Here is a 15071-nt window from a genome sequence, read left to right on the forward strand (position 1 = left end):
GACGAATCTCCCGCCGGCGTCACGAACGGCGTCTGCGCGCCTCCGGAGCGGCTCCCGGACCACGCGGACGCCAAGGACGCGGCCGGCCCTGACCCGGCCCGTGTCCCTCGCGGGGACCGCCGTCGTCCCGCCCCCCGGGCGACCGGGGGTGCGGCGGTCCCCGCCATATCCTTTTCCGGGTCCCGCCGCCTCCGGGCGTTCGCGGCCGGCCGGCCGGTCGGAGTCAGTCCAGGGGGCTCTTCTCGCGGCGCCCCAGGGGGCGTTTCGACGCGTGGACGAAGTTCACGCCCAGGATGCCCGCCCAGGCGACGAGGAGGCCGCTCAGGTGGGCCTGCGTCGCGGCGATCGCCGACAGGGGGATCGCGAGGACGAGGGTGATGACCGCGAAGCCGAAGCGTTCCCCGAAGTTCCCGACGGCCGTGGCCGCCGGATCGGGGACGCCGCCGCGGGCCGCGAGCAGGCGTTCCTCCGCGAGCCGGCGCCGGACCTGCGTGTCGACCTTCTCCACGAACGACTCCACGAGCGCCGCCTCGTACTCCGGCCCGAGCTCCCGCCGGGCATCGAGGGCGGCGCCGAGTTCCTTCTTCAGCTCTTCGGCCTGGGGGGAGTGCTCTGTCATTCCCCCACCGTAGGAACCGCCGCGGCGCCGGGCACTGGGGCTATCCCCCGTATCCGCTCCGGGTCCGGATCGCGGGCGCGGCTTGCCGAGCTGCATAACCACATGCAGAGTGCACCGTGACTGAATATCTCACCGGGGACGGGACGGAGGGGACGGCGATGAGCGACAGCCCGGCCGCACGGCTGCAGAAGCTGTTCGAGGGGCACCGGCTGACGCCGACCCAACGGCGGATCGCCCACTGCATGGTGCGCGGGGCGGCGGAGGTGCCGTTCCTGTCCAGCGTGGAACTCGCCGAACTGGCCGGAGTGAGCCAGCCGTCCGTGACCCGGTTCGCGGTGGCCCTCGGCTTCGACGGCTACCCGGCCCTGCGCCGCCACCTGCGCGAGGTCGCCCCCGCCGGGCAGGAACCCGCCCCGCGGGAGGACTCGTACAACGAGTACCAGCAGGCCGTCCAGGGCGAGATCGAGAACCTGCGGCGGCTCGCCGCGATGCTCGCCGACCCCGCGCCCGTCGAGGAGGCCGGCCGGCTGCTCGCCGCGTCCGCGCCGCTGCCGGTGCTCGGGCTGCGGGCGGCGTCCTCGCAGGCCCGCGGCTTCGCGTACTTCGCCGCCAAGGTGCACCCCGACGTACGGCTCCTCGACGAGGGCGGCTCCATGCTCGCCGACCGCATCGACGCGGCCGCCACGGCCGGCGCCTCGGCTCTGCTGTGCTTCGCGCTGCCCCGCCACCCCCGCGAGGTGGTCGAGGCCCTGGACCACGCGCGGGCCGCCGGTCTGACCGTCGTCACCGTCGCCGACTCGGCCTTCGCGCCCGTCGCCCGGCACTCGGACCTGCTGATCCCCGCGCCCGTCGGCACCGGACTGGCCTTCGACACCGCCTGCGCGCCGATGCTCCTCGGCCGGGTGCTGCTGGAGGCCATGGCCGACGCCCTGCCCGACGCGCAGGCCCGCCTGGAGGCCTTCGACACCCGGGCCGCGGCCCGCGGCCTCTTCGTGGAGTGACGGCCGCTACAGGAGCGCGTCCCGGTGGCCGGCGCCCGCCTCCGCGGTGATCTCCGCCAGGGACTGCGCCGGCCGGGCCACCGAGAAGCGGATCCCGCCGTCGGGGCCGGACGCGAAGCCGTGGACGGCCGGGCGCGGCAGGCTGTTGTAGCCGTAGTGCGCGGTGAAGAAGTACGCGCCCGTGTCCGGGACGCCGATCAGGTCGCCCGGGGCCAGTTCCGGCAGCTCCCGGGCCGTGGCCAGGACGTCCCCCGCGAAGCAGGCCGGGCCCGCGATGTCCTGGGCGAGCGGCGGGCCGGACTTCGGGGCGCCCTTCGCGTCGTACGGCAGGATCCGCAGCGGCCAGGACGCCGGGGCGTACACCGTGCGGGTGGCCAGCTGGACGCCCGCGTGCGTGACGGCGATCGGGCGGCCGCCGCTCGTCTTCGTGTACTCGACCCGGGCCAGCACCAGGCCGTGCTTGGCCAGCAGTGACCGCCCGAACTCCGTGACCAGCCCGTACGAGCCGTCGAACAGCGCCGGGACGGCCTCCCGCAGGGCCGCCACGTACGCGGCGTACGTCGGGGCGTGCTCGTCGGAGGCGAAGTTCACCGGCAGGCCGCCGCCGATGTCGAGGGTGTCGATCTGCCGCCGCCCCACCGCCGCGTTGACCTCCTCGGCCAGCGCGTGCACCTCCCGCACCCCCCGCGCGATCAGCGGCAGCGGCAGGCCCTGCGACCCGGAGTGGGTGTGCAGCCGGGTCACCCAGGGCCGGTCCGCGCAGGCCCGCACCAGCCAGGCCCGGGCTCCCGGATCGCGCAGCGGGAAGCCGAACTTGGAGGTGGCGGTGGCCGTCGACAGGGCGTCGATGGCTCCCGCGCCCGTCTGCGGGTTGATCCGCAGTCCGACCGGGGGAAGGGCCCCGGCCGTGGCCGCCAGCGCGTCCAGGCGCTCCAGTTCCTGCCGGTTGTCGGCGTTGACGGCGATGCCCAGGGCCAGCGCCTCGCGCAGCTCGGCCTCCGTCTTGGCGGGGGAGTCCAGGACGGTGTCCGCGGGCCGGACCCCGGCCGCGCGGGCCAGGGCCAGCTCGCCGGGGCTGGCCACCTCGCAGCCGATCCCGGCGTCGCGCAGCAGCCGCAGTACCGGGACCAGGGGGGCGGCCTTCACCGCGAAGGCGTGCAGGACGGGCGTACCGGGCGCCACGGCGGCCGCGAACGCGCCGGTCAGGTCGGCGGCGGAGGCCCGGATGCCGGCCACGTCCAGCAGGCACACCAGCGGCTCGCGGTCCAGCAGTCCCGCGCCGACCGCGGCCCGTACGGCCCGGTCGCGCAGCGCGGAGGCCTCGTGGGCCCTGAAGGGCTCCTGGGGCTCCTGGGACTCCCGGGTCTCCTGGGACTCGTCGGGCTCGTCTGCGGAAGGGGTCGCCGTGTGCGTCTCGGGAGCCATGCCCGCCATCCCATCATCCGGCGGGACCGCCCGCAGCTGTTGACTGGATCTATTCATACGGCGAGGATGTGAATGGATTGACCAACACCGTCAGGAGGCACCCGCCATGTCAGGACCCCGCCCCGTACGGGCAGCGCGAGGCACCGAGCTCAGCACCCTGGGATGGCAGCAGGAGGCCGCCCTGCGGATGCTGCAGAACAACCTCGACCCCGAGGTCGCCGAGCACCCCGACAAGCTGGTCGTCTACGGCGGCACCGGCAAGGCCGCGCGCGACTGGCGCTCGTACGACGCGATGGTGCGCACGCTGCGGACCCTCAAGCAGGACGAGACGATGCTCGTCCAGTCCGGCCGCCCGGTCGGCGTGATGCAGACCCACGAGTGGGCGCCGCGCGTCCTGCTCGCGAACTCCAACCTGGTCGGCGACTGGGCCAACTGGGAGGAGTTCCGCCGCCTGGAGCACCTCGGCCTGACCATGTACGGGCAGATGACGGCCGGTTCGTGGATCTACATCGGCACCCAGGGCATCCTCCAGGGCACCTACGAGACCTTCGCGGCCGTCGCCGCGAAGAAGTTCGGCGGCACCCTGGCGGGCACCATCACCCTCACCGCCGGCCTCGGCGGCATGGGCGGCGCCCAGCCGCTGGCGGTGACGATGAACGACGGCGTCGCCATCTGCATCGACGTCGACCCGCGCGCGATCGAGCGCCGCATCGAGCACCGCTACCTCGACGTGAAGGCGGACGACCTCCGCCACGCCCTCCAGCTGGCCGTCGAGGCCCGCGACGCCCGCAAGCCGCTGTCCATCGGCCTCCTCGGCAACGCCGCCGAGCTGCTCCCGCAGATGCTCGCCGAGGGCGCGCCCGTCGACATCGTCACCGACCAGACGAGCGCCCACGACCCGCTCGCCTACCTCCCCGTCGGCGTCGCCTTCGACGACATGGCCGACCTCGCGGCCAAGGACCCGGCGGGCTTCACCACCCGGGCCCGCGAGTCCATGGCCCGGCACGTCGAGGCCATGGTCGGCTTCATGGACGCCGGCGCCGAGGTCTTCGACTACGGCAACTCCATCCGCGGCGAGGCCCAGCTGGCCGGCTACGACCGCGCCTTCGCCTTCCCCGGCTTCGTCCCCGCCTACATCCGCCCCCTGTTCTGCGAGGGCAAGGGCCCCTTCCGCTGGGCGGCCCTGTCCGGCGAGGCCTCGGACATCCACAAGACCGACAAGGCGATGCTGGAGCTGTTCCCGGAGAACGAGTCCCTGCACCGCTGGATCAAGATGGCGGGCGAGCGGGTCCACTTCCAGGGCCTGCCCGCGCGCATCTGCTGGCTCGGCTACGGCGAGCGCGACAAGGCGGGCGAGCGCTTCAACGAGATGGTCGCCGACGGCACCCTCGCCGCGCCCCTGGCCATCGGCCGCGACCACCTCGACTGCGGCTCGGTGGCCTCCCCCTACCGGGAGACCGAGGCCATGCTCGACGGCTCCGACGCCATCGCCGACTGGCCGCTGCTCAACGCCATGGTCAACGTCGCCTCCGGCGCCTCCTGGGTGTCCATCCACCACGGCGGCGGCGTCGGCATGGGCCGCTCCATCCACGCCGGCCAGGTCACCGTCGCCGACGGCACCCCGCTCGCCGGCGAGAAGATCCGCCGCGTCCTCACCAACGACCCCGGCATGGGCGTCATCCGCCACGTCGACGCCGGCTACGACATCGCCGAGACGGTGTCCGACGAGCGCGGCGTCCGCGTCCCGATGCGGGAGGGTGACTCCGCGTGAGCCACGGTTCCTTCCCCGGCCCCCGGGGCGAGACCCCGGGGGCCGGGGGGGCCGGCTTCCACACCATGTGGGCCGACCTCGCCCCCATCGGCCGCCACGCCGACTCCGGCGGCTACCGCCGGTACGCCTGGACCGGCGCCGACGCCGACTGCCGCACCTGGTTCCAGGAACAGGCCCAGGCGCGCGGTCTGACGTACGAGACCGACCGCAACGGCAACCAGTGGGCCTGGCTCGGCGACCCCCTCGCGGGCGACGCCGTCGTCACCGGCTCCCACCTGGACTCCGTCCCCGACGGCGGGGCCTTCGACGGCCCGCTCGGCGTGGTCTCCTCCTTCGCGGCCCTCGACGAACTCCGGTCCCGCGGCGTCCGCTTCACCCGGCCGCTGGCCATCACCAACTTCGGCGACGAGGAAGGCGCCCGCTTCGGCCTCGCCTGCGTCGGCTCCCGGCTCGCCGCCGGACAGCTGACCCGGGAGAAGGCGTACGAGCTCCGCGACGCGGACGGCATCACCCTGCCCGAGGCCATGGAGCAGGCCGGGTACGACCCGGAGACGATCGGCGCCGATCCCGAACGCCTCGCCCGGATCGGCGCCTTCGTCGAACTGCACGTGGAACAGGGCCGCGCCCTCGACCTGTCCGGCGACCGCGTCGGCATCGCCTCCGCGATCTGGCCCCACGGCCGCTGGCGCTTCGACTTCCACGGCGAGGCCAACCACGCGGGCACCACCCGCCTGGTCGACCGCCGCGACCCGATGCTCACGTACGCGGCGACCGTACTGGCCGCCCGCCAGGAAGCCGCCCTCGCCGGGGCCGTCGCCACCTTCGGGAAGATCGCGGTCGAGCCCAACGGGGTCAACGCCATCCCGTCCCTGGTGCGCGGCTGGCTCGACTCCCGGGCCGCCGACCAGAGCACCCTCGACACGGTCGTCACCGGCATCGAGAAGGCCGCCCGCGAACGCGCCGACCAGGACGGCATCGACCTGCGCGTGGTCCAGGAGTCCTTCACCCCGGTCGTCGAGTTCGAACACGCCCTGCGCGACGAGATGAACCGCATCCTCGGCGGATCCGTCCCCGTCCTGGGCACCGGCGCGGGACACGACGCCGGAATCCTCTCCGCCGCCGTCCCGACCGCGATGCTGTTCGTGCGGAACCCCACCGGCGTCTCCCACTCCCCGAAGGAGTTCGCCGCCGAGGACGACTGCGTGGCCGGAGTCCTCGCCCTCGCCGACGTACTGGAAGGACTCGCGTGCAGGTGACTGCGCACAAGACGTACTGGCTGGAACACGCCTGGCTCGGCACCCACGTCGAGCCGGGCGTCGCCCTGGAGGTGCGGGACGGCCGGATCGCCGCCCTGCGCACCGGCACGGACACCCCGCCGCCGGGCGCCGAGGTGCTGCGCGGGCTGACCCTCCCGGGCCTGGCCAACGCGCACTCCCACGCCTTCCACCGGGCCCTGCGCTCCACCGTCCAGGTCGGCTCCGGCACCTTCTGGACCTGGCGCGACGTCATGTACAAGGTCGCCCAGAACCTCACCCCGGACACCTACCACGCGCTCGCGCGCGCCGTGTACGCCGAGATGGCCCTGGCCGGCATCACCAACGTCGGCGAGTTCCACTACGTCCACCACGCCCCCGGCGGCACCCCCTACGCCGACCCCAACGCCATGGGCGAAGCCCTTGTCGAGGCGGCCGCCGACGCCGGGATCCGGATCACCCTCCTGGACACGGCCTACCTGTCGGCCGGCTTCGGCGAGGCCCCGAACCCGCACCAGCTGCGCTTCTCCGACGGCACCGCCGACGCCTGGGCGGAGCGGGCCGGCGCCCTCAAGGGCCGCGACCACGCGCTGATCGGCGCCGCGATCCACTCGGTGCGCGCCGTCCCCGCCGACCAGCTGGCCACCGTCGCCCGCTGGGCCGAGGAACGACAGGCACCGCTGCACGTCCACCTCTCGGAGCAGACCGCCGAGAACGAGGCCTGCCTGGCCGCCCACGGGCGCACCCCGACCCAGCTCCTCGCCGACCACGGCGTGCTGGGCGCGCGCACCACCGGCGTCCACAACACGCACCTCACCGACACTGACATCGCCCTGCTCGGCGGCACCACCACCGGCACCTGCATGTGCCCCACCACCGAACGCGACCTCGCGGACGGCATCGGCCCGGCCACCCTCCTCCAGCACGCGGGCAGCCCGCTGTCCCTCGGCAGCGACAGCCACGCGGTGATCGACCTGCTGGAGGAGGCCCGCGCGATGGAGCTGAACGAGCGCCTGCGCAGCCGCACCCGGGGCCACTGGACGGCGAACGCCCTGCTCACGGCCGCCACCGAGGGCGGCCACGCCGCCCTCGGGCTCCCGGACGCCGGCCGCCTGGAGGCGGGTGCGCTCGCGGACTTCACCACGATCGCCCTGGACTCCGTCCGCACGTCGGGCGCGCTGCCCCGGCTCGGCGCCGAGACGGCCGTGTTCGCCGCCACCGCGTCGGACGTGCGCCACACGGTGGTCGGCGGCCGCCACATCGTCCGCGACGGCCACCACACCCTGGTCGGGGACGTCGCCTCCGCCCTGTCCGAGTCCATCGCGGCCCTGCGCGCCTGACCGCGGCGGCCCCTTCCCCCACCCCAGTCCGGACCCGGGCCCCGCCCGGGTCCGGGGCGGAGCCCCAGGAAACGGCGGCAGGGCGGGCCGGGGGAACGAACCCTCTGAGAGGAACCCCCATGACCACCACCTGCATCACCAACATCGGCAGTCTCGTCACCAACGACCCCGCCCTCGGTGACGGGAGCCCCCTCGGCCTGATCCGGGACGCGGCGGTCGTCATCGACGGCGAGAGCATCGCCTGGGTCGGGCCGGCCGCCGGGGCCCCGGCCGCGGACGGGGCCTTCGACGCGCAGGGCCGCGCCGTCATCCCCGGCTTCGTCGACTCCCACTCGCACCTCGTCTTCGCCGGCGACCGCACCGCCGAGTTCAACGCCCGCATGTCCGGCCGCTCCTACTCCGCCGGCGGCATCCGCACCACGGTCGCCGCCACCCGCGCCGCCACCGACGCCGAACTCGAAGCCAACCTGCTGCGCCACCTCCACGAGGCCCGCCGGCAGGGCACCACCACCTTCGAGACCAAGTCCGGCTACGGCCTCACCGTCGCCGACGAGGCCCGCGCCCTGCGCATCGCCGCCGCGCACACCGAGGAGGTCACCTACCTCGGCGCGCACATCGTCTCCCCGGACTACGCCGCCGACCCGGCCGCCTACGTCGACCTCGTCACCGGCGAGATGCTGGCCGCCTGCGCCCCCTACGCCCGCTGGGTCGACGTCTTCTGCGAGAAGGGGGCCTTCGACGGGGACCAGGCCCGCGCCATCCTCACCGCGGGCGCCGCCGCCGGACTCATCCCGCGCATCCACGCCAACCAGCTCTCCCACGGCCCCGGCGTACAGCTCGCCGTGGAGCTCGAAGCGGCCTCCGCCGACCACTGCACCCACCTCACCGACGCGGACGTCGACGCCCTCGCCCAGGCGGCCGCCACGACCGTGGCCACCCTGCTGCCCGGCGCCGAGTTCTCCACCCGCGCGCAGTGGCCCGACGCCCGGCGGCTCCTCGACGCGGGCGCCACCGTCGCCCTGTCCACGGACTGCAACCCCGGCTCCTCCTACACCAGTTCCATGCCGTTCTGCATCGCCCTCGCCGTCCGGGACATGGGCATGACCCCCGACGAGGCCCTGTGGTCGGCCACCGCCGGAGGGGCCCGCGCCCTGCGCCGCGGCGACCTCGGGACGCTCACCCCCGGCGCCCGCGCCGACCTGGCCCTCCTCGACGCCCCCAGCCACGTCCACCTCGCCTACCGGCCGGGCGTCCCGCTCGTCTCCGCCGTGTGGCAGCGCGGGGTCCGCGCGGCCTGACCGCGGCCCGCGCGGCCGTCCGGAGCACCGCCCAACCGGCCCGAACCGGCCGAAAACAGTACGGCCGAAAGGCTGCCGATCCGGACCGTCCTTTGTCTTCCCTCCGTAAGGCCCCGGGCGTACCTTGAGCCACCAATCTGATGTGTCGTCAGTAACTTGTGGCCCGAGGGGAAGACGAAGGTGTCCGACCGGAAACGCTCCACCGCGCTCGCGCTGGCCTCCGCGGCGGCCGCCTCGGCGGTCCTGCTCGCCGCCCCCGCGGCCCACGCCGACGTCGTCGACGTGCAGTACGACTGCCAGACCCCGATCGGGGACAAATCGGCGGTCTCGCCCATCGACATCAAGGCCGTCAAGGAAGGCGACGGCTACAAGCTGACGATGTCCTTCCAGAAGGGCGTCTCCTCCAGCCCCATCGAACTCGGCAAGGGCGCGATGAGCCCCAGCGCCGTCATCCTCGCCGACGGCGCCGAGAAGGCCTCGATCCCGGTCTCCGGAGCACCCAACCCCGAGGCCGTGCCCGCCAACACCCCCATCAAGATCACCGACCTCTCGGGGACCTACACCCCGAAGAAGAGCGGCAAGGTCACCTTCACCGCCGGCGTCCTCACCATCAAGGCCATGGGGACCACCACCACCTGCACCCCCGGCAACAGCCCCAAGCCCTCCCTGGAACTGGAGGTCACGGCCCCCGGCGGCGGGGAACCGGCCCCCCGGCCCGGCGGCGGGGGCACCACCGGGGACACCCTCCCGCAGACCGGCCCCGCCGACTCCGCCCTGGCCCTCGGCACCCTCGGTGCCACCGTCCTGCTCTCCGGCGCCGCCGGCGTGCTCTGGCTGACCCGGCGCGGCCAACGGGCGCAGCGGACCCGGTCCTGAACGGAGCAGCCCCGGCCATGCCCGTGCTCCCCGTCCCCAAGCGGCTCGGCGCCGCCCTCCTCGCCGCCGCCCTCCTGTACGGCGCCGGCGGGCTCCCGGCCGCGGCCGCCGACGAGCCCGGCTGGACCGCCGGACCCGCCTCCGGCCGGCCCGGCGCCGCCCGCCCGTACTTCTACCTCGCGGGCACCCCCGGCGCCGTACTGGAGGACCGCCTCGCGCTGGAGAACACCTCCGACCGGGAGCGCACCGTCACCCTGCGCGGGGCCGACGCCTACAACACGGCGGACGGCGCCTTCGCCGTGCGGCCCGCCCGGGAGTCCTCCGGCGCCGGCGCGTGGATCAGCTTCGGCGGCACCGCCACCGTGCGGATCCCGCCCCGCACCCGCGCGGTGGTCCCCTTCACCGTCACCGTGCCGCCCGCCTCGTCCCCCGGCGACCACCCGGCCGCCGTCGTCGCCACCGAGGACGGCCGGGAGGCGGGCGTACGGGTCCACCTGCGGGTCAGCGGCCCGACGCTCGCCGCGCTGACCGTCGAGGACATCGCCGTACGCGGCGAGGGCGCGGCCGCCGTCGTCGCGTACACCCTCGTCAACCGGGGCAACGTCGCCCTCGCTCCCGAGCTCGCGATCCGCGCCGACGGCCGCTTCGGCGAGGTCCCCGGACGCACCGCGCGCGCCCTGCCGGTGGAACTGCTGCCGGGCCAGCGGGTCGAGCTGACCGAACCCTGGCCCGGCGCACCCGTCTTCGACCGGGTCGCCCTCACCGTCACCGTCACCGCGCCCGGCGCCGCCCCGGCCACCGCCTCCGCCTCCGCGTGGTTCGTGCCCTGGGGCGTCGCCGCCCTCACCGGCGCCGGTCTGCTCCTGCTCGGCGGGACCGCGACGGCCGCGCTGCTCCTCGTACGCAACCGGCGCACCCCGGGCGGACGGCCGCCCCCGGCACCCGCCGCAGCGCCGGTCCGGGAACCGCACCACGAGCTGACGGGAGCATCCAGGTGAGCCGCACGGCGGGCGCGAAGGCCCTCTCCCTCCTCGCGGCGGGCCTGGCCGCGCTCGCCCTCGCGCTGCTCCCTGCCGCGGCACCCGCCGCCGCCGACGAGGGCCGGGCCGCGGCGGCGCTCTCCCTCCAGGAGGCGGCCGAGGGCACCGAGATCACCGTCACCGGTACCGGCTGGCGGCCGAAGACCATGGTCATGCTGCTGGTCTGCGGCCAGAACATGATCGGCGGCACCAACAGCTGCGCCAACGCCGACGGGACCGCCGTCGCGGTCGCCGACGACGGGCGCTTCACCGCCCGGCTCCCGCTCGTGGCACCGCCCAAACCCTGCCCCTGCGTGGTGAACGTGGCCTCCGTCAACGGGGACCAGTCCACCGTCGCCCTCCCCGTGAAGATCACCGGCCATCCGGTGGCGGAGCTGCCCGCCGAGTCCGGGACGGCCCGGCTCGCGATGCTCACCGGGGTCCGGCTCCAGGGCGACGACGGGGTGCTGACCTGGTTCGGCGCCCCGCCCGCCCGGCGGTTCACCGTCACCGTCGGGAACTTGGGCTCGGCCCCGGTTAAGGACCCCGTCTTCCAGCTCGGCACCGCCCACGGGGTGTTCGCCCCGACCTGGGAGGAAGCCCGCTGGAAGGGCACCATCGCGCCGGGCGGCAAGGCCGAGGTCGCCCTGGACGTGACGCTGCCCGCCGGAGCCCACGGCGATTACACCGTCTCCCTCAAGTACGGGGACACGGTCGTGGCCGCCCAGCCGTGGGGCGTGGACCGCCCGTACGGGGTGCTGCTGTTCTGGGGCCTGCTGCTGGTGGTGATCCCGACCGCGCTGTTCCGGGCCGGCATGGCCGTCGTCGACCGCGTCCGCCCCCGCGCCATGGCGCCCGGCGGCGGCCGCCACCGGGGCGCGAAGGCCCTGGACGCGGCCACCGCGGTGACCGCCCGGCTGCCGGGGATCCCCGCCCTGCGGGGCCCCGCGCCGGCCGCCCCCCAGACCCCCACGGCGGTCCTGCCGTGGTTCACCCCCGAGGAAACGGAGCCGGCGCGGGACGCGCCGGCGGAGCCACCACAGACGTCCGCACCGTCTGAGAAGAGTCCGACGACGAAGGGACATTCGTGAACACCCAACGGAGGGCGAGCGCGGCCCTGGTCGCGCTGCTGCTCGGCGGCGCGGGCATCGCCATGGCGGCTTCCCCCGCCCAGGCCGCCGATGCCACCTACAAGGTCAAGTGCGTACCGCCCGCGGGCGGCGGCGACCCGGTGGAGGGCGAGACCACCGCCAAGATCACGGCCCCGGCCACGGCCAAGGTCGGCGACGAGGTCGACGTGTCGTGGGAGACCGTCAAACCGGCCTCCAACAACACCGACCTCATGGTGATCCCGAAGGACTCCGTGGTGCCCACCGGCTGGTTCACGGTGGGCGGCGCGGGAGGCGAGCTGAAGGTCGTCGGGGAGAAGAAGAACCCGGAGATCCCGAAGAAGGCCCCCATGGTCATGTCGACCATGAAGGGCAAGCTGAAGCTGACCAAGGCGGGCAAGGTCACGCTGACGCCCGGCCGGTACGAGGTCGCCGTCTCCTTCCCCTTCGGCACCTTCGTCACCAAGTGCGCCCCGGTGGGCACGGTCACGGGCGGGGCCACCATCGACGTCTCCGAAGGCTCCACGGGCGGCGCGACGACCGGCGGCGCGACGACGGGCGGCGCGACGACCGGCGGTGCGACGACGGGTTCGACCACCGGCGGGGCCACGACGGGCGGCGCGACCACGGGCGGCGCGACCACCGGCGGGGCCACGACCGGCTCCACTACCGGCTCCACGACCGGTGGCGGTGGCGGCCAGACCGACTTCCCGGGCAAGGCAGTCGAGGTCGCCTTCGACTGCGGGCCGGTCGTCCCGGGCGGCATCAAGACCCCGGTGACGATCAACGCCAAGAAGAACGGCGGCGACTACGAGCTCACGGTCAAGACCGCGAAGGGAGCCATGGCCGCCCCCATGGCACTGCCGGCCGGAGCGCTCAAGCCCTCGATGAACGTCAAGCTCGGCGGCGCCGACTCCGGCACCGTCAAGGTCTCCGGCCCGGCCAACGCCGAGCCGATCCCGGACAAGGCCCCGGTCAGCCTCAGCGACATGACCGGCACCTACAAGCCCGGCAAGACCGGCAAGGTGACGCTGAGCCCCGACCAGCTGACCATCGACGTCACGATGGCCCCGGGTTCCACCCCGATCAACGTGCCCTGCAAGGCGGCCAGCAGCGGCGTCTCGCTGGAGCTCGACACGGCCGCCCAGCCGGGCGGCTCCGGCTCCACCACCGCCGGGACCGGCGGCGGCTCCGCCGCCTCGGGCGGCCTCGCCGAGACCGGCGCCGAGGACGAGGGCGGCATCAAGGCCCTCGCCCTGGTCGCCGGCACCGTGATCCTGCTCGGCGGCGCGGTCTTCACCTTCACCCCGTGGCGCCGCCTGCGCGGCACGAGGTAACCCCGCGACGCAGAACGGCCCGGCACACCAGAGGGTGTGCCGGGCCGTCCTGTCGTACGGGGTGCGTCAGTGCACGCTGCCCATCAGGGACTGGACCTTCTTGCGGTACGAGTAGACCGCGAAGCCCGCGAGGACCGCGGCCAGCGCCTCGAAGGCGATCACCCACAGGCCGTTCAGGTCCACGCCGCCCAGCGACAGGAGGCTGGTCGTGCAGTCACCGGCGGTGACGGCGAGGAACCAGACGCCCATCATCTGGGAGGCGTACTTCTGCGGGGCCATCTTCGTGGTGACCGAGAGGCCGACCGGGGAGAGGCACAGCTCACCGATGGTCTGGATCATGTAGATCGAGACGAGCCACATCGGGGAGACCATGGTGCCGTCGCCCGCCATGTTCATCGGGACGATGAAGACGAAGAACGAGGCGCCGACCAGGACCAGACCCATCGCGAACTTCACGATGGTGTTCGGCTCCTGGTTCTTGCGGGCCAGCCACAGCCACAGCCAGGCGAAGACCGGCGCGAGGGCCATCACGAACAGCGGGTTCAGCGACTGGTACCAGGTGGCCGAGAAGCCGAGGCCGAAGACGGTGTCGGCGGTCTTGGAGTCGGCGAACAGGGACAGCGTGGAGCCACCCTGGTCGTAGATCATCCAGAAGACGGCGGCGGCGATGAAGAACCAGATGTACGCGGTCATCTTCGACTGCTCGGGACCCGACAGGTCCTTGTCGCGCTTGATGCGCGTCAGGACGGCGACCGGGATGATCAGACCGGCCAGCGTCAGCGGGACCAGCGCCCAGTTCAGCGTGTAGAGGCCCAGGGCGACCACGGCGCCGTAGAAGACGGCGATGCCCACGACGGCGAGGATGACCTTCGTGAGGACGGCCTTGCGCTCCTCCGCGGACAGCGGGTTCGGGACCTGGCTGCTCTTCGGGCTCAGGTGCTTGGTGCCGAGCAGGAACTGCGCCAGGCCCAGGCCCATGCCGGCGGCGGCGAGGGCGAAGCCCAGGTGCCAGTTGTACTCCTTGCCGACCGTTCCGACGACGAACGGGGCGATGAAGGCGCCGAGGTTGATGCCGATGTAGAAGAGGGTGAAGCCACCGTCACGGCGCGGGTCCTCGGGACCGTCGTACAGGTGGCCGACCATCGTGGAGATGTTGGCCTTCAGCAGACCGGAACCGGTCGCGACGAGGATCAGACCGACGAAGAACATCGCCTGCCCCGGAAGGGCGAGCGAGAGGTGACCACCCATGATCACGAAACCGGCGATGGCGACCGTCTTGCGGGCACCCCAGACGCGGTCTCCGAACCATCCGCCCGGCATGGCCATCAGGTAGACCATCGACACGTACACGGAGTAGATGGCCGTCGTCGTGGCCGCCGTCATCGCCAGGCCGCCGCCCTGGCTGCCCGTGGCGGCGTCGGCGCCGCCCGAGACCAGGTAGTAGACCAGAAGGGCGCGCATGCCGTAGTAGGAGAACCGCTCCCACATCTCGGTCATGAACAGAGTGGCCAGGCCACGGGGGTGGCCGAAGAAGGTCTTCTCGGTGGACGGGTCCGCCGAGCCCTTCGTCAGGCTGGAAGCCATGGTCGATCCTTGCTTGCTCGGGACGCTCGGCTTCGTGAGCTGAACAGCGCCCGGTGGGGGGTGGCCGGCACCGGCAACGGATGGCCCACCCCACGCCCTGGGGTCTCGTCCCCCGGGATGCCGGAGTCGAAGGGTCAGCCGTGACCGGGATCCACGCCCGGCACGCATCTTCGCGCGCAGGGCCCGGCCCACAGGTCATTCACTGTCATCTGGGCCGGGTAAACCGACCAGAGCAGAATTTGAGGTCTTTGGCTCGCTTTTCGGCACAAAGATCCCCTGGGTAGTGCATCAGGCGTCTCGCCACCATACGACACGACACTGCGGCATATGGAAGGACTTGAGAGATGGATCACAGGCATCCAGGGAACCGATCGACCATATTCGAAGGCGCCGCCTCGTGCATAAGCCCAGATAGAGAGGGTCCTGTGGGAGGGCCTCT

12 protein-coding genes are annotated in these 15071 nt (G+C 73.6%); 9 read left to right on the forward strand and 3 right to left on the reverse strand.

Annotated elements, in window-relative coordinates; translation table 11 throughout:
- Positions 1-223 precede the first annotated feature (223 nt).
- On the reverse strand, positions 224-619 hold the full coding sequence (locus AC07B0_RS21910; protein WP_356880255.1) for a hypothetical protein: 396 nt from the start codon (positions 617-619) through the stop codon (positions 224-226).
- 158 nt (positions 620-777) lie between these two features.
- On the opposite strand from AC07B0_RS21910, the gene AC07B0_RS21915 reads away from it, so the two are divergent.
- Entirely contained in the window at positions 778-1620 is an 843-nt protein-coding gene (locus AC07B0_RS21915; protein WP_356880253.1) for a MurR/RpiR family transcriptional regulator, read from the forward strand.
- Positions 1621-1626: 6 nt separating this feature from the next.
- On the opposite strand, the gene AC07B0_RS21920 is transcribed toward AC07B0_RS21915, so the two are convergent.
- Positions 1627-3045, reverse strand: a complete 1419-nt coding sequence (locus AC07B0_RS21920; RefSeq protein ID WP_478898747.1) for a type III PLP-dependent enzyme domain-containing protein — start codon at positions 3043-3045, stop codon at positions 1627-1629.
- 106 nt (positions 3046-3151) lie between these two features.
- On the opposite strand from AC07B0_RS21920, the gene hutU reads away from it, so the two are divergent.
- The 8 genes from hutU (at position 3152) to AC07B0_RS21960 (ending at position 13048) form a co-directional block, all read left to right on the forward strand.
- On the forward strand, positions 3152-4816 hold the full coding sequence (gene hutU / locus AC07B0_RS21925) for a urocanate hydratase (RefSeq protein ID WP_356880249.1): 1665 nt from the start codon (positions 3152-3154) through the stop codon (positions 4814-4816).
- 65 nt (positions 4817-4881) lie between these two features.
- Positions 4882-6072 carry an allantoate amidohydrolase gene (locus AC07B0_RS21930; RefSeq protein WP_478898767.1) on the forward strand — a complete coding sequence of 397 codons (1191 nt, stop codon included), beginning with the start codon at positions 4882-4884 and terminating at the stop codon, positions 6070-6072.
- Positions 6069-7409 (forward strand): formimidoylglutamate deiminase, encoded by a 1341-nt coding sequence (locus tag AC07B0_RS21935; RefSeq protein WP_478898748.1) that lies wholly within the window; start codon positions 6069-6071, stop codon positions 7407-7409. Before AC07B0_RS21930 ends, AC07B0_RS21935 begins: the two co-directional genes overlap by 4 nt.
- Positions 7410-7528: 119 nt before the next feature.
- On the forward strand, positions 7529-8707 hold the full coding sequence (gene hutI / locus AC07B0_RS21940) for an imidazolonepropionase (RefSeq protein ID WP_469380363.1): 1179 nt from the start codon (positions 7529-7531) through the stop codon (positions 8705-8707).
- A 180-nt stretch (positions 8708-8887) separates the two neighbouring features.
- Positions 8888-9583, forward strand: a complete 696-nt coding sequence (locus AC07B0_RS21945) for an LPXTG cell wall anchor domain-containing protein (protein WP_356880243.1) — start codon at positions 8888-8890, stop codon at positions 9581-9583.
- A gap of 17 nt (positions 9584-9600) precedes the next feature.
- Positions 9601-10581 (forward strand): COG1470 family protein, encoded by a 981-nt coding sequence (locus AC07B0_RS21950; protein WP_478898749.1) that lies wholly within the window; start codon positions 9601-9603, stop codon positions 10579-10581.
- A complete protein-coding gene (locus tag AC07B0_RS21955; RefSeq protein ID WP_478898750.1) occupies positions 10578-11693 on the forward strand; it encodes a hypothetical protein in 1116 nt (371 codons plus the stop codon). The genes AC07B0_RS21950 and AC07B0_RS21955 overlap by 4 nt, the downstream gene beginning before the upstream one ends.
- Positions 11690-13048, forward strand: a complete 1359-nt coding sequence (locus AC07B0_RS21960) for a hypothetical protein (protein WP_478898751.1) — start codon at positions 11690-11692, stop codon at positions 13046-13048. The genes AC07B0_RS21955 and AC07B0_RS21960 overlap by 4 nt, the downstream gene beginning before the upstream one ends.
- A gap of 66 nt (positions 13049-13114) precedes the next feature.
- Here AC07B0_RS21960 and AC07B0_RS21965 read toward each other — a convergent pair whose 3' ends face one another.
- Positions 13115-14632: a peptide MFS transporter gene (locus AC07B0_RS21965; protein WP_478898752.1), complete on the reverse strand. Its 1518-nt coding sequence runs from the start codon at positions 14630-14632 to the stop codon at positions 13115-13117.
- Between the last annotated feature and the right edge of the window lie 439 nt (positions 14633-15071).

This window comes from Streptomyces sp. NPDC044704 (genome assembly GCF_056433525.1).

Bases quoted from the DNA above. Each gene is read 5' to 3' on its own strand.
- AC07B0_RS21965 (WP_478898752.1), bottom strand. From the start codon at position 14,632: ATGGCTTCCAGCCTGACGAAGGGCTCGGCGGACCCGTCCACCGAGAAG.
- AC07B0_RS21950 (WP_478898749.1), top strand. From the start codon at position 9,601: ATGCCCGTGCTCCCCGTCCCCAAGCGGCTCGGCGCCGCCCTCCTCGCC.
- AC07B0_RS21920 (WP_478898747.1), bottom strand. From the start codon at position 3,045: ATGGCTCCCGAGACGCACACGGCGACCCCTTCCGCAGACGAGCCCGAC.
- AC07B0_RS21930 (WP_478898767.1), top strand. From the start codon at position 4,882: ATGTGGGCCGACCTCGCCCCCATCGGCCGCCACGCCGACTCCGGCGGC.
- hutU (WP_356880249.1), top strand. From the start codon at position 3,152: ATGTCAGGACCCCGCCCCGTACGGGCAGCGCGAGGCACCGAGCTCAGC.
- hutI (WP_469380363.1), top strand. From the start codon at position 7,529: ATGACCACCACCTGCATCACCAACATCGGCAGTCTCGTCACCAACGAC.
- AC07B0_RS21915 (WP_356880253.1), top strand. From the start codon at position 778: ATGAGCGACAGCCCGGCCGCACGGCTGCAGAAGCTGTTCGAGGGGCAC.
- AC07B0_RS21910 (WP_356880255.1), bottom strand. From the start codon at position 619: ATGACAGAGCACTCCCCCCAGGCCGAAGAGCTGAAGAAGGAACTCGGC.